This is a genomic window from Rhizobium sp. T1470 (assembly GCF_042140505.1).
Lineage (GTDB): Bacteria > Pseudomonadota > Alphaproteobacteria > Rhizobiales > Rhizobiaceae > Rhizobium > Rhizobium favelukesii.
In genome coordinates, this window is record NZ_CP148093.1 from 653,029 (window position 1) to 671,724 (window position 18,696).

The 18,696-nt window shown below is 57.2% G+C and carries 18 protein-coding genes and 2 pseudogenes; 4 read left to right on the plus strand and 16 right to left on the minus strand.

Annotated elements, in window-relative coordinates:
* Positions 1-575 precede the first annotated feature (575 nt).
* Entirely contained in the window at positions 576-902 is a 327-nt protein-coding gene (locus tag WGT02_RS33060) for a 6-carboxytetrahydropterin synthase (protein WP_341353247.1), read from the plus strand.
* A gap of 242 nt (positions 903-1,144) precedes the next feature.
* On the opposite strand, the gene WGT02_RS33065 is transcribed toward WGT02_RS33060, so the two are convergent.
* Positions 1,145-1,933 carry a LuxR family transcriptional regulator gene (locus WGT02_RS33065; protein ID WP_210363100.1) on the minus strand — a complete coding sequence of 263 codons (789 nt, stop codon included), beginning with the start codon at positions 1,931-1,933 and terminating at the stop codon, positions 1,145-1,147.
* A gap of 477 nt (positions 1,934-2,410) precedes the next feature.
* Between WGT02_RS33065 and WGT02_RS33070 the strand changes: the two genes are divergently transcribed.
* Both WGT02_RS33070 and WGT02_RS33075 read left to right on the plus strand, forming a co-directional pair.
* A protein-coding gene (locus WGT02_RS33070) for an IS630 family transposase (RefSeq protein ID WP_208246256.1) occupies positions 2,411-3,471 on the plus strand; the annotation gives its coding sequence in 2 pieces (ribosomal slippage) (positions 2,411-2,903 and positions 2,903-3,471; 1,062 coding nt in all).
* Between the two features lie 385 nt (positions 3,472-3,856).
* Positions 3,857-4,690 (plus strand): IS5 family transposase, encoded by an 834-nt coding sequence (locus WGT02_RS33075; RefSeq protein WP_208246385.1) that lies wholly within the window; start codon positions 3,857-3,859, stop codon positions 4,688-4,690.
* 605 nt (positions 4,691-5,295) lie between these two features.
* Here WGT02_RS33075 and WGT02_RS33080 read toward each other — a convergent pair.
* The 6 genes and pseudogenes from WGT02_RS33080 to WGT02_RS33105 all read right to left on the minus strand — a co-directional run bounded on the left by WGT02_RS33080 (position 5,296) and on the right by WGT02_RS33105 (position 9,362).
* Positions 5,296-7,005, minus strand: coding sequence for an IS66 family transposase (locus tag WGT02_RS33080; RefSeq protein ID WP_208246114.1), 1,710 nt, complete (start codon positions 7,003-7,005; stop codon positions 5,296-5,298).
* 48 nt (positions 7,006-7,053) lie between these two features.
* The gene (tnpB, locus tag WGT02_RS33085; RefSeq protein WP_208246417.1) at positions 7,054-7,389 is read right to left on the minus strand and encodes an IS66 family insertion sequence element accessory protein TnpB; all 336 of its coding nucleotides are present in this window, start codon (positions 7,387-7,389) and stop codon (positions 7,054-7,056) included.
* Positions 7,390-7,400: 11 nt separating this feature from the next.
* A complete protein-coding gene (locus tag WGT02_RS33090; RefSeq protein ID WP_208246116.1) occupies positions 7,401-7,772 on the minus strand; it encodes a transposase in 372 nt (123 codons plus the stop codon).
* A gap of 65 nt (positions 7,773-7,837) precedes the next feature.
* Positions 7,838-8,682, minus strand: a pseudogene (locus WGT02_RS33095) (transposase); the annotation flags it as partial.
* 46 nt (positions 8,683-8,728) lie between these two features.
* Positions 8,729-8,953: an acyltransferase family protein gene (locus tag WGT02_RS33100; protein WP_375679706.1), complete on the minus strand. Its 225-nt coding sequence runs from the start codon at positions 8,951-8,953 to the stop codon at positions 8,729-8,731.
* A 262-nt stretch (positions 8,954-9,215) separates the two neighbouring features.
* A complete protein-coding gene (locus WGT02_RS33105) occupies positions 9,216-9,362 on the minus strand; it encodes a hypothetical protein (protein WP_208246260.1) in 147 nt (48 codons plus the stop codon).
* A 354-nt stretch (positions 9,363-9,716) separates the two neighbouring features.
* Here WGT02_RS33105 and WGT02_RS33110 point away from each other — a divergent pair, with 354 nt between their 5' ends.
* Positions 9,717-10,469 carry a carbonic anhydrase gene (locus WGT02_RS33110; RefSeq protein ID WP_208246262.1) on the plus strand — a complete coding sequence of 251 codons (753 nt, stop codon included), beginning with the start codon at positions 9,717-9,719 and terminating at the stop codon, positions 10,467-10,469.
* A 188-nt stretch (positions 10,470-10,657) separates the two neighbouring features.
* On the opposite strand, the gene WGT02_RS33115 is transcribed toward WGT02_RS33110, so the two are convergent.
* From WGT02_RS33115 to WGT02_RS33155, 9 genes and pseudogenes are all read right to left on the minus strand, one after another.
* The gene (locus tag WGT02_RS33115) at positions 10,658-11,362 is read right to left on the minus strand and encodes a 4'-phosphopantetheinyl transferase superfamily protein (protein WP_208246263.1); all 705 of its coding nucleotides are present in this window, start codon (positions 11,360-11,362) and stop codon (positions 10,658-10,660) included.
* Positions 11,332-11,862: a plasmid pRiA4b ORF-3 family protein gene (locus tag WGT02_RS33120; RefSeq protein WP_375679854.1), complete on the minus strand. Its 531-nt coding sequence runs from the start codon at positions 11,860-11,862 to the stop codon at positions 11,332-11,334. The genes WGT02_RS33115 and WGT02_RS33120 overlap by 31 nt, the downstream gene beginning before the upstream one ends.
* Positions 11,859-12,755, minus strand: coding sequence for an IS21-like element helper ATPase IstB (istB, locus tag WGT02_RS33125; RefSeq protein WP_208245168.1), 897 nt, complete (start codon positions 12,753-12,755; stop codon positions 11,859-11,861). Before istB ends, WGT02_RS33120 begins: the two co-directional genes overlap by 4 nt.
* Positions 12,752-14,224: an IS21 family transposase gene (gene istA, locus WGT02_RS33130; RefSeq protein ID WP_208245170.1), complete on the minus strand. Its 1,473-nt coding sequence runs from the start codon at positions 14,222-14,224 to the stop codon at positions 12,752-12,754. The genes istB and istA overlap by 4 nt, the downstream gene beginning before the upstream one ends.
* Before the next feature lie 223 nt (positions 14,225-14,447).
* A pseudogene (locus WGT02_RS33135) lies at positions 14,448-14,567 on the minus strand (plasmid pRiA4b ORF-3 family protein); the annotation flags it as partial.
* 2 nt (positions 14,568-14,569) lie between these two features.
* Entirely contained in the window at positions 14,570-16,228 is a 1,659-nt protein-coding gene (locus WGT02_RS33140) for an IS66 family transposase (protein ID WP_208245348.1), read from the minus strand.
* A gap of 45 nt (positions 16,229-16,273) precedes the next feature.
* Positions 16,274-16,627: an IS66 family insertion sequence element accessory protein TnpB gene (gene tnpB, locus WGT02_RS33145; protein ID WP_208245196.1), complete on the minus strand. Its 354-nt coding sequence runs from the start codon at positions 16,625-16,627 to the stop codon at positions 16,274-16,276.
* Entirely contained in the window at positions 16,624-17,085 is a 462-nt protein-coding gene (locus WGT02_RS33150; RefSeq protein WP_375678551.1) for a transposase, read from the minus strand. The genes tnpB (WGT02_RS33145) and WGT02_RS33150 overlap by 4 nt, the downstream gene beginning before the upstream one ends.
* A gap of 236 nt (positions 17,086-17,321) precedes the next feature.
* A complete protein-coding gene (locus tag WGT02_RS33155; RefSeq protein ID WP_208246265.1) occupies positions 17,322-18,677 on the minus strand; it encodes an MATE family efflux transporter in 1,356 nt (451 codons plus the stop codon).
* Positions 18,678-18,696: the final 19 nt, after the last annotated feature.

The window sequence follows — 18,696 nt, forward strand, 5'->3', positions numbered from 1 at the left end:
GCATCTTCATATCCGCCTGCACTAGTAAAATAACTGGCACGAAAAATTCGGGACGACTCCGAGGTAGGAGCCGAGTGCGGGAATTCCGCTCGCTCGGATCTGTGCGGGGGGCGCTCAGCAATGGGCGTCCCTACCGCGAACGTTTGGTTTGAAATCATGATTCACTCTCGGCGTTTGGCTGGAGGGAAATGCATGTCCGTCGCAAGCTGGTCTGGGTCGGTTTTGGCATGGAAACGCGAGCTCGATGCATTGAAGGAGCGACTGGGGCGGATCTTTCGTCGTCGTGAATTGCGATTGTCGAGTGGCGCCTTTCTTGATGGCGTGCTGTCGGGAGTAGAGCGCAAGACCGGCTGGCGCATAGCCGAGCAGGCAGGGCTGGAGCGGCCTTATCGGATGCAGTCGCTGTTGGGGCGTAGTTCTAGGATCTGCATATCAACTCACACCCTGCCACGGACTCGGTCATCGACATGACCGAGTTGTGGGAGGTGGAGAATGGCCGCACCCTTGCATTGTAGAATCTGTCTTATAATAACTACCGTGTGCATTTCAGCTGCGAAGCTGACGAGCTCGACAATGTGGGGCGCGTCATCGACTTCAGCGACATGAAGAGCAAGCTCTGTATGTGGCTGGAAGAGAATTGGGATCATAAGATGCTCATGTGGGAGCGTGACCCGGTTGCCAATGCGTTGATCGACGACATAATCAAAACCGGTGACGGGACGACGATCGGTGATGGCATCGTGCTGGTCCCGTTCAATCCGACTGCTGAAAACATCGCGCAGCATCTTGTGCTCGTGGTGGGTCCGCAGCAGCTCAAAGGCACAGGAATCAAGCTGGTACGTTGCGAAGTCGAAGAAACGCGCAAGTGCTCCGCCGTGTACGCCCTGCAGCCTCAAAAGTGAGATTTCGGGTAGATGGAGAGGTAATGATCAACAGCAAACTCTCGTTCAGCGAGTTCAACTCCCTGGCAGCGAAGTTGGCTGCAGAACTAAACCGGGTCTACGAATCACCAACGCCTCTATCGAGGCCCTTGCGACAGCAAGGTAGTGGGAATTGGCACGGTAAGCTGATACTTTAACCCGATCACAGTCGTCTGTAGCCGCGGAATCCATGAATAATTGACAAAGACCCAAATCTGATTGATCTACGGTTCGATAATTCCGAGCCGCGCAGCTTTCAGAGCGGCAACTGTTCTGCTGCCAGTTTCCAATTTCCGCATTACATTCTTAACATGAAAATCGACTGTATTTGGAGAAATGCCAATTATATTCCCGATACTCCAAGACGACTTTCCTTTTGCCACCCACAGAATACATTCTTTTTCTCTGACAGAGAGCCTAGGAAAGTGGTCCCCACTCAATTCTAGGCATCCGATTACCTTGATGTGATAATAAAACGCGGCTAGTTGCAAGTAAGAGATTGCGCTATTTCCTAGATCGCATCTTTCAGTTCGAGCAAAGCTCATGGTCGAGAAATTGCCCCAAGGCCCATGTAGTGGAATGGTAACTCCCGACCTCAGCCCGAACTGTGCCGCCTCGTCGAAGACGCGCAGTTCGCTGTCAGTTGTGCTTGGCTCTGCGTAGACTTCACTCCACCGAAAAGCGGCCGAGTGAAACCGGCTCGTCTTTACGCTGGGATCGATCATGTCATAGCCCTTTTTGACACAGTACTCTTGCCACTCGAGTGGGTAATTCGATGCTACCCGCCGTTTGCCTCCGTTCTGCCTGTGTGGATCCTGTAATTGCGCTGGAGGACCATACGCAATCCAACGGCAATCGAAGTTGCGGGCAAAAACGGATATTCTGTCAAACAGCTGTTCAATGCAAATAGCTCGATTGAGCTGGCTGAGAAACATGTCAAACGCGAGGGCAATCTCTTCATCAGTCGTCACCTCGCGATTGTTTGCTCCATCAAGCGAAAACTGATTGGACATTGTGCCATCGCCCCTAGGCGTTGAATTCACGACTGAGATAGTGCGATACTCCATGGAATCACCTCGATGGGTCGTTTGTATCGACGCGCAGATTTGCTTGCTGCAGAGTGGCCCGTCACTTCGAATATACGCTTTCGAGCTCACGAGCCTAAGCCGTGTGACCTTCGTTTTCCGCTATCACTTGGCGAACAATTCAGTGCTGTTTGGCAGCACCTGCGCTGTACACCGAGGACGTTTCAAAATTCATGCCAACTAGATTTAGGAGCGCCGAAAACGAAATTTCGAGTATAATTCAGTGGCGAGAGACGCCATCGCCAGGCGGCAGCTCGCGCACCGCTGTGTCGCGTTTCTGACACCCAGTTTGTGGGATGATGTCTGGCGGCGCATGAGTCATACCAGCGTGAGCGATCTCTGACTCTTTTTGAGGTTTCCAAATCAGTTGAGTTCTGAATCAATACCGCAAACGGAGGTTTGCGGATGACATCAGGAATTCCACTGCGCGATGACTTCGACGGCTTCGCTCTTCGGGCGTTGGCCAAAGGCACGAAGGATGCGGCACAGGCTCGGCGGCTTCTTGCCCTTGCCGAAATCTATGATGGCCATTCCCGCAGCGATGCGGCCAGGATCGGAGGCGTGACCCTGCAAATTGTCCGCGACTGGGTTATTCGCTTCAATGCGCGTGGCCCGTCGGGGCTCATCAATGGCAAAGCACCCGGCAATCAAGGAAAGCTTTCCGACGTGCATCGCCAGGCTTTGGCAAAGATCGTCGAAAGTGGCCCGATACCGGCGGTGCATGGCGTTGTGCGCTGGCGGCGCAAGGATCTTGCTCAATGGCTGTTCCAAGAATATCGGATATCCGTCGATGAAACGACCATTGGCCGCGAATTGAAGGCGCTCGGCTTTGCAAAGCTGTCTGCTCGTCCGCGCCATTACGCCCAGAACGAGGGTGACCTGGAGAGTTTTAAAAAAACTTCCCCGCCACACTGGCAACCATCAAAGGCAGGCTCCCCAAGAACATCGAGATCGAGCTCTGGTGGGCCGACGAAGCTCGGATAGGGCAGAAGAACAAGATCACCCGACGATGGGCACGCAAGGGCACAAGGCCTTCGGCACCACTCGATCAACGCACGATGTGGACTTATATCTTCGGCGCCATCTGCCCCAAGAAGGGCAAAGGTGCGGGCCTTGTTCTTCCCTACTGCGACACCAGCGCCATGAACCAGCATTTGATCGAAATCAGCCAGGCCGTCGATGACGGCGCTCATGCCGTGCTGATCGTTGATCAGGCGGGGTGGCATGTCACGCCGAAGCTCGATGTGCCCGACAACATCACACTGCTCTTCCTGCCGCCACGCTCGCCCGAATTAAATCCCGTCGAGTACGTGTGGCAATTTCTGCGTGACAACTGGTTGTCCAACCGGATCTTCAAAGATTACGAGGACATCGTCGCCCATTGCTGCGACGCATGGAACAAGCTGGTCGCTCAGCCGTGGAAGATCATGTCGATTGGAATGCGTGACTGGGCGCACCGGTTTTGATTAGCGCTCGTTGGTATCATGGCAAGGCCAATCGGAATAATGGACCCAAAAGGGTTGCATCGCCTTTCATGGACGCGGCCGTCGTCGGGCACGCCGCCAACGCCTTTCGCGGCGTGACATCAAGAGCGGCACAGGTCGATGCTAATCTTCGAAACAAACAAGGCGCAGAAGAAGCAGAAATACGATGATGTTAACTGCTGGTGCAGGGCCTTTCGGCTTGAGTTTGCCAATGCACCAACCTGAAGTTTCAATTGATATTCCTTGGAACGGCCCCTGCGGAATTTCGTTCGTTTGGCAAAGCTCTAAGAGGCTGCCTCAAAAAGAAGTGGGTGATTTCAACAGGTTGTGATTCCTTCGGATTTGCGAAGATTCGATGGAGTTCACGATGGCCTGGACCGAAACCACCCGTCGGCAATATGCCCGGCGAGCAGCACGCTATGCAAGCGATATGACGGATAGAGAATGGCGAATTGTCGAGCCGCTCCTACCTGCGCCCCGTCGACTTGGGCGACCGCGAACAACGGTGCTGCGTGAGGTCATGAATGCGCTTTTGTATATCGCCTCGACCGGCTGCCAATGGCGGATGCTGCCAAAGGACTTTCCGCCGTGCTCGACGGTTCAGCGATACTTCTATGCGTGGCGGGGTATTGGGCTTTGGGCCCGCATCAACCACCATCTAGTGAAGGCGGCGCGCGAACTGGAAGGCAAAGAGGCCAGTCCTACGGCAGGCGTGATCGACAGCCAAAGCGTCAAAACCACCGAAAGCGGCGGCATTCGAGGTTACGACGCCGGCAAAAAGATCAAGGGCCGCAAGCGCCATATCGTCGTCGACACACTCGGCCTGCTGGTTGGCCTCATGGTTCACAGCGCCGATATCCAGGACCGCGATGGCGCTCCCGATTTACTGAAATCCATTTGTCACAGATGGCCATGGTTGCTGCATGTTTTCGCCGACGGTGGCTATGCGGGCGACAAATTGAAACGGAAGCTGAAGAAGGTCGGTCGCTTCACGGTCGAAATCATCAAGCGCAGCGACAAGACCAAAGGCTTCGAAGTGCTACCACGCCGTTGGGTCGTCGAGCGAACATTTGCATGGCTTGGAAGGTGCCGGAGATTGGCGAAGGACGTCGAAAAATCCATCGCTTCAGCCGAGGCATGGATCATGATCGCCCATATCCGCCTCATCACTAGACGTCTCGCAAGGTATTGTTACCATTGAACTCTTTTCGAGTCCGACTCTAAGATGTGGGCCGCACAGCGATTCCATCTTCCCGCTAAGTTGGTGCCCAGGGGCGTCTTGCTCCGCTCCTGGAGTTCAACCCGGCCCCAACCTAAGATTTGCTCCATCATCTACCCCGACGCGCCTCGAAGTACTGGTTGCGCTTTGCCGGTTTGCGTTCGATGAGGTTTCAGACTGCCGTCCGGCACATGCGTGCGCTCCTCGCGAACTGACGGCCGTATAGTCGACATTCTTCGTGATTTAACACGCCCGGCGCCAACACAATTGTGAGTGCAGATGCTGAATCTGTTCGGCCGGCGCAATTGTGCTTTGTACGATGGGTTTCGCTCTGATGAGTTGAACCAATCCGCATTTCGGGTCTGCTGGACCGGCGCGCCCTCGCGCTCTCCTCGCCGCCGGCGTTTCAAGCGCCGGACGCGGCTCCCGCCGATAGCACGAAGCTCGGTTCTGTTACGCAAAGTTGCAAGAAGCAGCTTGAGCCGTAACGACGAGCGGCGACCATTGGTTCTGCGTATCCATACGCGGAAGGCCGCGGAATTGGCTCGCGCGCAGGCGCACTTGCTGATGTATGGTGAGGCTGTCGCTCAGGCGATGTACTGATCCTGGGCCTTTTCGGCCTCACGGAGCCTTTTCCACGTCCACGGGAGCAGTTCGTGCAGGCGGGAGACGGGAAGATCGGCGATGCGTGCGAACACATCGGCGAGCCATGCCTTTGGGTCGACGTCGTTGAGACGGCAGGTCGTGATGAAGGTGAGCATGATGGCGGCACGATCGGCCCCACGCTGGGAACCGGCGAAGGTCCAGTTGCGGCGCCCGAGGGCAATACCTCTCAGCGCGCGCTCGGCGGCATTGTTCGTGAGACAAATCCGGCCATCTTCCAGGAAACCGGCAAAACCATCCCATCGCTTCAGCATGTAGTCGATCGGCTCGATGACCTCGGAGGATCTGCTGAGCGTGGCGCGCTCCCGTTTCAGCCACTCGTGCATGTCATCGAACAGCGGCTTGCTCTTTTCCTGCCGCGCGGCCAGTCGTTCTTCGGCGCTCAATCCATTGATCTGGCGCTCGATCTCGAACAGCGCATCGTACCGTTGGACGGCTTCCAATGCGATCGGCGAGATCGGCTTGCCTCTGCGTTTGCGATCACGGGCACTTTTCTGGATGTCGGCCAGTTCAAAGAATTTACGCCGCGCATGCGCATGGCAAAAGGCAAAGGTGATCGGCACCGCTTTCTTCTCGGCGACACTGAGCGGCTCGAAGCCATTGTAGCAATCGCTCTGCAGAATGCCGCCATACCCGGCCAGGTGTTTCTGCGGGTGCTCACCACGCCGGTTACTCGACGCATAGTATATTGCCGCCGGCGGCGCCGCACCGCCGAAGGGCAGGTCATCGCATACGTAAGTCCATATGCGCCCGGTCGTGCATTTGTCTTTGGCCTGAATGGGAATGGTGGTGTCGTCGCCGTGAAGGCGCTCGGCCGCGAAGACATGCGCCTCGATCAGATCAAAGACCGGCATGAGCGCGGCTGTCCCAAACCCGACCTGGTCAGCCAGCGTCGAGGTCGAAAGCTCGATGCCCTCGCTTTTGAACCGGGTGCTCTGGCGGTTGAGAGGGCTATGCATTCCGAACTTGTCGAACAGGATCGTGGCCAGCAGATGAGGGCCGATGAAGCCGCGCGGCGTGGCATGGAACGGCGCCGGCGGCTGGCTGATCGACTCGCAGTCACGGCAGGTAAATTTCTCCCGCACCGTCTCGATCACTTTGAACCGGCGCGGAATCTCCTCCAGCGTCTCAGTGACGTCCTCGCCCAGTTTCGACAAACGCGATCCACCGCAACAGACACAAGCGGTGGGAGGATCGATGATCACACGTTGTCGCTCGATATCCTCCGGCCAGGGCTTTCGTACCGGCCGTTTGCGTGTAAACGAACGCACGCTCGATGTCCTGGCAGCCGCAGCCTGCGCCGCAATTTCATCCTCCGTCGCCGCCATCACCAGCTCTTCGAGCTGCAATTCCATCTGGTCGATCAGTCGCGCCGTGCGCTCAGATCTCTGGCCGCGCAGTTCGCGCTTCAGCTTTTCGATCGCCAGTTCCAGACGGGCAATCAGTGCCTCGCTGTCCGATAACATGGCCTGCGCATTGGCGGCTTGCGCCACCGCAATGTCCCGCTCGGCGACGACGGTGTCGCGCTCGGCAACAACGACATCGCGTTCAGCCTGTAACATCTCACGCTCGGAAAGCAGCGCCAGATAGGCGCTCGCAAGGTCCGCGGGAAGATCGGCAGGCTTCGAATTCATGAAGCCATTCGATCAGATTCTCCCTGTATTTTCAATGTAATAATGCTATCAGACCCGTGTCGGACGCCATGTTTCCTGCGGATTGCGCCAGTCGATCCCGGACAACAAATAAGACAGTTGTGCTGGAGAGATCGCAACCGCACCGCCCTCCAAATTCGGCCAGATGAACCGGCCTCGCTCCAGCCGCCGGGTAAAAAGGCAGGCACCCAAACCGTCATGCCAGATGATCTTCAAAATATCCGATCTGCGGCCCCTGAAGACGAAGAGATGCCCTGACAACGGATCATGCTTCAGAACCTCCTGCACCCGAAGCGCCAGAGAGGGGAAGCCACAGCGCATGTCCGTATACCCCGTCGAAAGCCAGACCTTGACGCCTGTTCCCATCGGAAACGGATTCACCGCAGCGTCTCCAGTCCGCGCATGATCTGAAGCAGCGCCTCAACGTCGACATCGCGGTCCACGATCACACGGCGACCATTCGAGCTGACAACCTCCATCCGGCCGGCGTTCGGCAATGACCCTGCTGCCGGCTCTATCTCTGGAACAAGCAGTGCTGGGATAAAGCCGCCGGCAGGCGACCCAACATCCAGTTGCCACGCTCGTGCGAGCCGCCGCCATTCATATAACTGCGAACGGGAAATCCCATGTCGCCGCGCCGTCGTCGCACACAAGCCAGGTTCCGAATAGCTCTCGGCGACAATCTGCAGCTTCATCTCTTTGCTGAAGCGTCGCCGCCGGCCGCTATCGACAATCTCAAGCCGTTCCATTCCGCACTGTCCTTTTTGACGTCAATAAGGACAGTCAGTGCCAAATCCGACAATTCCTACAAGGCGGCCCTGCTCGGATGCGTACGGTTCTGCGCCACATGGGGCGTCTCCTTCATCGACCACAAATCTTGGACGAAGTCCTTGGTGTCATAGGCCTTGTCGGCACCCAGCGTGACGGCTTGTGGCCGGTCGCAGAAGGGTTTGATCATATGAAGAGCTGCAATGCGTTCGGTATATGCGGTTGCCTCCGTCGGAAAAGCATTGACCAGAAGACCATGGCGGTTTTCCATCAACCCATGCCCCATGAAGCACAATTTGGCCTCCTTTTCCCTTCCTATAAAGTTTCGCATCCGGATCGGTCGTTGATGCATGCGTCTGGTTGGAACGCTTTTCACCATGGAAGTCTCCTTCCGCGTTGCGACCACCGCCGTCCGATGGCGGTTCGTCCGAGCCGCCCTTCGATTAGCGTGCCATTAACAGAGAAGTAGTCCGTTCACAGCCGCCGCTTTACCTTGGGCTGAGAAAGGATTGCACCCAGGGACTTCGCAGCGATGTCACCTTTCAGCAAGCAGTCGCGGTTCTTCGAAAACACCGAATGGTCCCAAGCTGGATCAGCAATGCCGATGTCGACGAACCAGCGGAATAGAAGGTCGTATTCCAACCGCTCCGTCAGAAGTCGCTCGGAACGGATCGAATAGAAGGCTTGCAAAAGCATGGCACGAAGAAGCTTTTCAGGCGCGATCGACGGCCATCCGATCGGTGAATAAAGCGCTGCAAAATCTCGTTCCAGTGAAACGAGCGCTTCGTTCACGATCTGGCGGATAGCCCGTAGCGGATGATCTTTACGAACGCGATCCTCGAGATCGACATAGCTGAAGAGTTCGCCTGTCCTCACATCGCCGCCGCGCATCCATCAGGTCCAAATCGCAATAAAGCGAGCGAATCACGACCAGAGCCTATGCGCCAGTGGCCTTTTCAACAGCCTGCTCGATTCGAGCCAATCGGATGGCAGGCTGTTCAACGAACCGATAAAAAATTTCGGTCGCAATCAGCATCAGGAAAATCGCCAATGCCAGTACAGCGAGAATCGGAACATGATCATGCAGCACATAATTCAATGCTAACACGATGGGAACGTGAATTAGGTACATCGAATAGGAAACCCTTCCGATCCATCGCATAGCCAGTGTCTCCAAAAAAAGCCGTGTGCAGACGCAATGCAAGAGACAACCATGTAAGCCGCCAGCAGTGCGTATGCGAAGTCGCCTAGGAGCTAGCTGCCTTCAACAATCGCCTTAGGCGCGAGGAAAAACCCTACCAACACGAGCAGTTGCACCGGCGTTGGAACTTTCCTAAATAGTTCGACAGCACCCTCTCCATGTGCGAAGCTAGGAAAATCCCGATGAGGAAAATAGCTGTAATAAAAAGCTAGCATCGAACTCGTCAGTAAGGATGAAGCTTGTCGTCAAAGCAGACGATGATCGAGGTCTTAGTGCTGACGATCGCTGAGGCGACGACGACAGCCAAGGCTCTCCACGAATAGCGCACGATCAAGACGGCCATCAGCGGGAACGTTAATGAGATGCGCATTTTCTGAATAAGCCTCCACAGCGGCGGATTCAGCGAAATGCTGGAGTAATCCACTCAGATCATGAGCAGGTGGGAATGCAACGAGTTGGAAATCGAACGGTGTTCCCCAATCGGGATCTACGAGCTGTCGTGTGCGGCCAGCCTTTGCCCAGCATTGATGCGAAATGGACACGGCAACATTCGGTACATGGATGGCTCCTATCAAACCAATCGATTTCTCCAGTTGCCAGTCAGAGCATAAGGCCTGGCAGGCTACGACACCGATTGCGGCGTACAAAGGCTATCTGCGAGGCCAGCAACGACGAATCTTCGAGGGCGAGCGCTATGCGCGCGGCTCATTAAAAGGGAAAGAATATGGAAAGACGTGACTTCATCAAACGTTTGGCAATGCTTGCTGCTTGCCCGCTTTGCGTCAAGACTGCTTACGCTGCGGAAGGGGTGCATTGGAGCTATGGCGGTGACGCTGGTCCAGAAGACTGGGGATCTTTGACCGAGGAGAACCGTGCATGCTCGTCCGGTTCACAACAATCGCCCCTCGATATCAGGGGCGCTATCAAAGCCGACATCCCGGACCTCGCGCTCGACTGGAAGACCGGCGGGACTATCCTGAATAATGGGCACGCGATCCAGGTGAATGCGGCACCCGGAGGAACGCTTCGCCGCGGTGATCAGTTCTATGAACTGGTGCAGTACCATTTCCATGCTCCGAGTGAACATCTGGTCGAAGGCAAGCATTTCCCGATGGAGGCGCATTTCGTGCATAAACACGCCGAAACGGGTGCTCTGGGCGTGCTTGGCGTTTTCCTTGTTCCGGGAGCCACCAACGCGACTTTCTCCACCTTGGCTGCGGCCTTCCCGCAAAACGCCGGTGAAGAAACCGCCCTTCCCGACGTCGAGCCGAGCAAAATGCTGCCCGCCTCGCTCACGTATTGGGCCTATGAGGGATCGCTCACCACACCGCCTTGCAGCGAAATCGTCGACTGGATAATAGCGAAGGAACCGGTCGAGGTGGATGCGGCCGACATCAAGAGGTTCATTACGCTCTATTCAATGAACGCACGTCCCGCCCTCACTCCAAATCGTCGTTACATCCTGAGCTCCGGCTGAAGCGAGAAGAGCTCGTAGCCTTTCGAACGCCCCACCGGGGCCGATCGCACGATTTCAGCAGGCAAGCTTTTGGCCATTGTTACCTTTGGCACCGCATCGAGCATACCGACCCGAGGGATATTGAATATTCCCTGCGGCGGCGGCGCAACCTGCGGGCCTGTGCTTTCGCCAACGTCTCCGCTCCGTACCTACGGAGGGAACGCATGCACTGCCAAATTTTCAGGAGCGACAGGCCGCGCCGTTACGATCGATCCGATGAAACCAACCTTTGTTGGTAAGTCGTACAGCCGCCAGCAGTGGCTTGCCTGATTGTTTCGAACCCACAGACGCGCACCATTGGGGCCAGTCTGTTCCGAGAGTGGAACAACGACCTGCGACAGGGGGTGGGTAAGACCAAGTCCCAGAGCTTTTACTGCGGCTTCTTTACGAACCCAAAGGCGCAATAGTAGTTCAGGAGCATTCTTCATCGTCCGAAGCCGTCGCCATTCTGCCGGCGACCAAATAGTCTCAAGCCAGCTCCATTCAACGACTTGGTCGACGCATTCGACGTCGATGCCGAGCAAAGGGTGGTGAGAGACAGCGACAAGTGCGAGATCGCCGCTCCGGCTCATCGAAAAGAACGGCCCGCCGAGAACGTATGGGCGACGCCATTGGCCGTACGCAAATTTCACATCCCAGGGCTCAATAATCAACCAACCTGCCAAGATCCGGCGTAAGGCCACGTGCGCCGCTGCAAATCTTCGCGCGTCGTGTCGATTCTTTGTATGCATCCGAGCAATCACGCGGGATGAAGGCTCGCGCGTGAACTTCAGCCGGGTTATGATCGAGTGATACGGTTCAAGTTGGGTCCTTTTGCATGCCTTCAGATTTTTCGGCGCGCTCTTCGGGCCCATTTGGCAGCCAGATCGTCGACGGCTTTGTTGAGTTGGCTGAGGTTGGCATTGCCAGGATCGTAATCGCTGCCGCCCCACCATTCGACGAGTTCGGCATGTCGCTCGTGTGCCGGATCGACAAGCGCCTCGCGGAACTCCTGATACCCCCATGGGCCACCGACGTCCTCGGGTGGGCAGTGTCCTGCCGCTTCGAGGAGCATCGGGCCTTCCGTGCCGATTGCCGGGAAGGTGCGCTCGATCTTGATGCTGTGCGTCCAGCCGTCGCCAAAGTCGTAAAGGTATTTGAACGATTTCGCGCCGGTGTCCTGGACTGCCGACAGCAGCGAGACTTTGCGAGCGTCGATGGGACCATCCCCCCATTCCTCGTCAGGCAATCCAAAACCGACGTCACGCATGCGGAATTCATAAAGATGGCTGTTGGTCCAGCCCATCGCCGCCTGCAACACTATAGCGCGACGATCAGGATGAGACGCGAGCGACAATCTGGATGAGATTCTTATGTCGCGGTTGGAGCGAAGTTATCATGTTGATTGTCGCTGGCAAGAGTTTCATCGTGTTCTGATTGCCGCTCCGCGACAAGCTGGGAAGAGCTTTTGATTGTCGCGAATGAGGCGGGTCTGCCGCGCTGGCGTTTGGCTTCCATGGCCGAACGCCGCCGGTAGCTTTCGACATTCATCTCGAAGATTGTTGCGTGATGGACAAGTCGGTCCACCGCGGCAAGCGTCATGGCCGGGTCTGGAAAGACGCGGTTCCATTCTCCGAAGGGCTGATTGGCGGTGATCATGATGGAACGCCGCTCATATCTTGCGGAGATGAGTTCGAAGAGCACGCTCGTTTCGGCCTGGTCCTTGGTGACGTAGGCCAGGTCGTCGAGGATGAGAAGATCGAACTTGTCGAGCTTTGCGATGGCGGCTTCGAGCTGAAGCTCCCTCCGCGCGACCTGAAGCTTCTGGACGAGATCGGTCGTGCGGGTGAAGAGCACGCGCCAGCCGTTCTCGATTAGCGCGAGGCCGACGGCTGCGGCGAGATGGCTCTTTCCGCCGCCGGGCGGACCGAACATCAGGATATTGGCGCCTTTGGCGAGCCAGCTATCGCCGGCTGCAATCGCCATGACCTGGGCCTTGGAGACCATGGGAACAGCGTCGAAGGCGAAGCTGTCGAGCGTCTTTCCGGGTGGCAGGTGGGCCTCGGCGAGGTGTCTTTCGATCCTGCGATGGGCGCGTTCGGCCAATTCATGCTCGGCGATGGCCGAGAGGAAACGGGCAGCAGGCCATCCTTCCCGATCGGCCTGCTCGGCAAATTGGTGCCAGAACGTCTTGATCGTCGGCAGCCTCAGTTCGTTGAGCATGATGCCGAGGCGGGCTTCATCGACTGTGTGGATGTTGCTCTTCATGCGACCTCTCCCGCATAGGCCGTGCCGATCAGGGCTTCATAACCATTGAGCGACGCGAGTTGCACATGAACGATCGGCAACTGATCCGGGTCCGGGCTGAAGACCGCTCTCAAAGCCGCCAGATCAGGCAGTTTGTGGGCGTCGAGCGTTTTGGCAAGCTCCTCGGCCAGTTCACGCTCGCAACTGCGATCGTGAGCCAAGGCAAGCAGTTCCACGGTGATCTTGCAAGCCTGCCGCTCGGGCAGTTGCTCGATGAGCGCGTCGAAAGTCCTGCGATATTCCGGCCTGGGGAAGAGCTTGTCGCGATAGACGAGCCCCAAAAGCGCCATCGGCTTTTTGCGCAGGGAATGAATGACGTGATGATAGTTGACGACTTGATCGTGCTTGCCACTCGCGTGGGCGCGGCCTCGGGGTAATGTCAGCAGATGCGTGCCGCCGATGAAGACGTCGAGGCGATCGTCGAACAGACGCACCCGCAGCCGGTGGCCAATCAGACGGGAAGGCACGGTGTAGAAGACCTTGCGCAAGGCGAAGCCGCCGGTGCTCGATACGGTGACGATGACCTCTTCGAAGTCGGTGGTGCGACGATCGGGAAGAGCTTGCAGATGCGTGCGCTCGGCATCGATGCGCTTGCCATGTGCGGCATTGCGGCGGCTGACGATCTCATCGATGAAGGCGCGATAGGATCCGAGGTCGCCAAAGTCCCTGGTTCCGCGCATCAGCAGAGCATCGCGGATCGCATTCTTGAGATGGCCGTGGGAACTTTCGATCGAGCCGTTCTCGTGCGCGACGCCCTTGTTGTTGCGCGTCGGCGTCATGCGATAATGGGCGCACAGTTCGTCGTAGCGATGCGTCAGATCGACCTTGGCGTCGGCATCGAGGTTGCGGAAGGCGGCCGATAAGCTGTCGCTGCGATGATAGAGCGGCGAACCGCCAACCGACCACAGGGCGTTCTGCAGCCCCTCGGCCAGAGCGACGAAGCTCTCTCCACCCAGGATGACATGGGCATGCTCGAAGCCCGACCAGACCAGCCGGAAGTGATAAAGCAGATGATCGAGCGATTGGCCGGCGATCGTCACGCCGAGGCTGCCCATGTCGGTAAAATCCGACAGTCCTAACCGACCGGGTTCGTGCATCTGACGGAAGATCACTTCCTGCTCCTGACCGTGAACAGCCCGCCATGATCGGATACGACGCTCAATCGTACGGCGAACACCTTCTGACAGCTCTGGATGACGCCGCAGCATCTCGTTGTAAACGGCGACCGCTCGGATGCCGGGCGCGGCCTTGAGGAGCGGAACAACCTCGGCGTCGAAGATGTGCTCAAGGGGATCGGGGCGACGCCGGTCGCGCGGCGGCTTGGTCTGCGATGGAAGACGCGCATCCTTCTCGATGCGGTAAGCCGTCGCCCGGCTGATCGACGCCTTGGCGGCAGCGACCTCAATGGGGTTGTTTTGTCGGTACTTCATAAAAAGCCTCGTCTGATGATCGGTTACATGGCGACCCGGCACAAAGGTGATTCTCCATTCTCAGAAAATCACCGACGCTACCGGGCCAACCGCGATCATGAGACGCCGAAAAATTGCGCCGCGGCGGGGGTGTAACTCCAGTCGGGCTACGCCCTCCCTTCGTCACACCCCCGCCGCCGAGTCTCATCCTGATTGACGCTGAGTCTCACCTTGTTTGTCGCCGCGCATGCAACACCTCGTGCAGCCGACTGAGCCTGATACGGAATGGCACGACAACACGCCGCATCACCATTGGATCGACTTGATCGAGGGTGACCTTCAGGCGGACGACGGAGGCAGCCATCTTCAGGCCGCCAGCATATGAGCTGTCGCCGACGCACTTTTCCAGTTCCATGGAAGCAGTTCGTGCAGGCGAGAGGCGGGAAGATCAGCGATGCGGGCCAGGACGTCGGCGAGCCAGGCTTTCGGGTCGATGTCGTTGAGGCGGCAGGTCGTAATGAGCGTCAGCATGACGGCGGCACGATCGGCCCCGCGCGGGGAACCGGCGAAGGTCCAATTCCGCCTTCCCAATGCAATACCTCTCAGCGCGCGCTCGGCGGCATTATTCGTGAGACAAACTCTTCCGTCTTCGAGGAAGCGGGCAAAACCATCCCAACGTTTCAGCATGTAGTCCATGGCTTTGATGAGGTCGGAGGATCTGCTGAGCGCGGCACGTTCGCGTTTCAGCCACTCGTGCATGTCGTCGAACAGAGGCTTGCTCTTTTCCTGCCGCACGGCCAGTCGTTCTGCTGCACTCAAGCCGTTGATCTGTCGTTCGATTTCAAACAGGGCGTCAAATCGTTTGACCGCCTCCAGCGCGATCGGGGAGATCGGCCTGCCGTTGCGTTTGCTATCGCGGGCGCTTTTCTCGATATCGGCCAGCTCAAAGAATTTCCGCCGCGCATGGGCATGGCAAAAAGCAAACGTGATCGGCACTTCTTTCTTTTCGGCAACCGATATCGGTTCGAACCCGTTGTAACAATCCGTCTGTAGAATGCCGCCATATCCGGCCAGATGTTTTTGCGGATGCTCGCCCCGACGGTCGCTTGAAGCATAGTAGATCGCCGCCGGCGCGGCCCCGCCGCCATAGGGCCTATCATCACACACGTAGGTCCATATGCGCCCGGTCGTGCATTTGCTTTTGGCCCGGATGGGAATGGTGGTGTCGTCGCCAAAAAGCCGCTCAGCCGCAAAGACATGCTTCTCGATCAGATCAACAACCGGCATGAGAGCGGATGTTCCAAAACCAACCTGATCGGCTAGCGTCGAAGTCGAAAGATCGATCCCTTCGCATTTGAACCGGGTGCTCTGGCGGTTGAGCGGGCTGTGCATGCCGAACTTGTCAAACAGGATCGTCGTCAGGAGATGAGGGCCGATAAAGCCGCGCGGCGTGGCATGGAAAGGCGCTGGCGGCTGGCTGATCGCCTCACAATCACGGCAAGAGAACTTTTCCCGCACTGTTTCGATCACTTTGAACCGGCGCGGGATCTCTTCCAGCGTTTCGGTGACGTCCTCACCCAGTTTAGACAGGCGCGAGCCACCGCAGCATACACAATTGATCGGAGGATCGATCACCACGCGCTCGCGCTCGATATCCTCCGGCCAGGGCTTTCGCACCGGCCGTTTGCGCACAAACGGACGCACGGACGAGGTCCGGGCGGCGGCAGCCTGCGCTGCAATCTCATCTTCCGTAGCTGCCGTGACCAGTTCCTCAAGCTGCAATTCCAACTGGTCGATCAGGCGCGCCGTGCGCTCGCTGCTCTGACCGCGCAGTTCGCGCTTGAGCTTGTCGATCCTCAATTCAAGACTGGCGATCAGGGCGTCGCGGTCGGACAGCAGGGCTTGCGCATTAGCAGCTTCGGCAACCGCCACATCACGTTCAGCCTGCAATACCTCGCGCTCGGCCAGCAGCGCCATATAGGCGCCGGCAAGGTCCGCAGGAAGATCGTCAGGCTTCACAGTCATGAAGTCATTCGATCAGATTCTCACTGTATTTTCAATGGAATAATGCTATCCAACCCTCGTTGGACGCCATGTTTCCTGCGGATGGCGCCAGTCTATGCCAGACAGGAGATAGCTGAGCTGTGCAGGTGATATTGCAACCGCACCACCTTCGGCAGAAGGCCATATGAACTTCCCGCGTTCCAATCTTTTTGTGAACAAGCAACTGCCCTGGCCGTCATGCCAAACCAATTTTATCAGGTCACCGCGCCGGCCCCTGAAGCAAAACAAATGACCGCCGAGCGGGTCATGCTTCAAGACCTCCTGCACCCGAAGCGCCAGAGAGGGAAAGCCACAGCGCATGTCCGTATACCCCGTCGAAAGCCAGACTTTGACCCCTGTTCCCATCGGAAACGGGTTCATCGCAATGTCTCCAGTCCTCGGACAATCCGCAGCAGAGCCTCAACGTCGACATCGCGGTCCACGATCACACGGCGGCCGTTCGCGCTCAGCACCTCCATAAGGCCACTTTGTGCCATAAGGCCACTTTGTGCCATCGAAGGCTTGGTCGCAGCGACCGGGATGCCTGGCTCCGGAACCAACAGGGCAGGAATAAACCCCTCAATGCCACGGCCACTGCCAAGCCGTCCCTCACGTGCTGCCTTACGCCAATCGTTCAACTGAAAGCGCGTGATGCCATGTCGCCGTGCCGTTGCCGTGACCTGCTGGGGAGCGGAATAACTCTCCGCAACGATCGCAAGTTTGGCCTCGTTACTGAAACGGCGACGCCGCCCACTGTCGACAATCTCCATCCGGCTGACTTGCGGCCGGCCCTCTATCGTTACGTCCATCGCTATTACACCGTCTATATTGACGTCCATATAGACAGATCATCCAATTCCGCTCACTTCTCAGCAAGGCGGCCTCCCCCGGATGCATACGATTCTTCAAACCATGGTATTTTTCCTGCTCTTCGTGATTCAGCCAGGCAAGGCAGTCCGGCCACTGGTCAGGCGGCACGTTCAGATCAATCTGCCAAATCCTCACCATTTCATTCGAGCCGCTTCTGTTTCCGTTGTGGTAATTCAATTTTGTCGCCGAAAGTAGAATTGCGCTCTTAAACGCGAAGCGACCGTTCATTTCTGCTCAAGCGCCGCCACTCTCGATAGAGGACGATCATGGCAGTCAGACCAGCAGCAGCCTCACTGAGAACGGGACTGATGATGAGACCGTTGACGCCCAGCCAATGCGGCAACACTAGCAAGAGTGGTATCAGGAATAGGCCATGGCGCACAATTGCGAGCAGCGATGCCCGTGTCCCTTCGCCCTTGGCCTGAAGCAGCGCAATAGTGACTGCCATTGGGGAAAAGCAAACAAAGGCGGTGAGGAATGCAGCAATTGCGCGTTCCGCAACCGCGATAGCGGAGGACTCGCTCACAAACCAGGTCGCCAAAGCATGCGATTGCGCAATGCCTATCAGGGCGCACATCGATGAGAACACCAAGGAGATCGATAAAATTGCGACCAATGCCTGCCGCACTCTGTCGCCCCTCCCCGCACCAATGTTGTAGCCGACCGCAGCTTGGGCACCGATGCATAGACCACTGATTGGTAGACCTACTATGAGAAGCAGCCGCGTTGCAACACCCACTCCGGCCAAAATGTCGTCGCCAAATGTGCTAGCAATTGAATTGAGCAGCCACATGGCAGCGATGCTAGTCACACTCGCGAGCGCCGCCGGACTTCCTATCGTCAGAATGACACCGGCACGCTCCAATGAACCGGTTTTTGAATGTCCGCCTAGCGTCACCACGCCGCGCGAGGTCGCGAAATGCCACACGTAAACGGCGGCCGCGGCTGTCTGCGCAATTAGTGTTGCGAAACCAGCTCCTTCGATCCCCAGATCCAATCCGAAGATCAGCGGGGGATCGAGCACTGCGTTGAGGGCAAATGCAACCATCTGTGTGACCATGCTGAACAACGTGTTCCCCTCGGCCCTCACGATGAAGCCGCAGATCATGTTGAATACAAGCAGCACCTGAGCAACCAGGAGCGGGCTCAGGTATTCGATCGCGTAGGGCAGCGTGTTGTTGCTAGCGCCAAACCATGTCAAGAGGACGCTGATGCTGACTGCGATACTACCAGAAGCCAATATGGCAATGCCCACGCCCAAGACAATTGCTGTCAATGCAAATGCTCCCGCCGATGAATAGTCGGGCCGACCGAGGCTGCGCGCCACGGTTGATGCTGCCCCAGTCCCCACCGCTTGCCCGACAAGCGTCAGGATCATGGTGATTGGGTATGTAATCGCAAGCGCAGCTACCGCCTGTGCCCCGAGACATCGAACGAAGAAAGCATTCAGAAGCTGGTAGGCCGCACAGACGCAAAGCCCCACGATGGTTGGGCCGGCAAGTCTAAGAACAAGTGGCACCATGGCATCCTTCTCGATGCGTTCTAACCGGACCGATTTCATCTTAGCTCCTGCTTGATCC

Bases quoted from the DNA above. Each gene is read 5' to 3' on its own strand.
- WGT02_RS33100 (WP_375679706.1), bottom strand. From the start codon at position 8,953: ATGCGATGGATCGGAAGGGTTTCCTATTCGATGTACCTAATTCACGTT.
- WGT02_RS33150 (WP_375678551.1), bottom strand. From the start codon at position 17,085: ATGGACGTCAATATAGACGGTGTAATAGCGATGGACGTAACGATAGAG.
- tnpB (WP_208245196.1), bottom strand. From the start codon at position 16,627: ATGAACCCGTTTCCGATGGGAACAGGGGTCAAAGTCTGGCTTTCGACG.
- WGT02_RS33155 (WP_208246265.1), bottom strand. From the start codon at position 18,677: ATGAAATCGGTCCGGTTAGAACGCATCGAGAAGGATGCCATGGTGCCA.
- WGT02_RS33090 (WP_208246116.1), bottom strand. From the start codon at position 7,772: ATGGAACGGCTTGAGATTGTCGATAGCGGCCGGCGGCGACGCTTCAGC.
- WGT02_RS33065 (WP_210363100.1), bottom strand. From the start codon at position 1,933: ATGTCCAATCAGTTTTCGCTTGATGGAGCAAACAATCGCGAGGTGACG.
- WGT02_RS33080 (WP_208246114.1), bottom strand. From the start codon at position 7,005: ATGAATTCGAAGCCTGCCGATCTTCCCGCGGACCTTGCGAGCGCCTAT.
- WGT02_RS33140 (WP_208245348.1), bottom strand. From the start codon at position 16,228: ATGACTGTGAAGCCTGACGATCTTCCTGCGGACCTTGCCGGCGCCTAT.
- WGT02_RS33075 (WP_208246385.1), top strand. From the start codon at position 3,857: ATGGCCTGGACCGAAACCACCCGTCGGCAATATGCCCGGCGAGCAGCA.
- tnpB (WP_208246417.1), bottom strand. From the start codon at position 7,389: ATGGGAACAGGCGTCAAGGTCTGGCTTTCGACGGGGTATACGGACATG.
- WGT02_RS33105 (WP_208246260.1), bottom strand. From the start codon at position 9,362: ATGCGCATCTCATTAACGTTCCCGCTGATGGCCGTCTTGATCGTGCGC.
- WGT02_RS33110 (WP_208246262.1), top strand. From the start codon at position 9,717: ATGGAAAGACGTGACTTCATCAAACGTTTGGCAATGCTTGCTGCTTGC.
- istB (WP_208245168.1), bottom strand. From the start codon at position 12,755: ATGAAGAGCAACATCCACACAGTCGATGAAGCCCGCCTCGGCATCATG.
- istA (WP_208245170.1), bottom strand. From the start codon at position 14,224: ATGAAGTACCGACAAAACAACCCCATTGAGGTCGCTGCCGCCAAGGCG.
- WGT02_RS33115 (WP_208246263.1), bottom strand. From the start codon at position 11,362: ATGGGCCCGAAGAGCGCGCCGAAAAATCTGAAGGCATGCAAAAGGACC.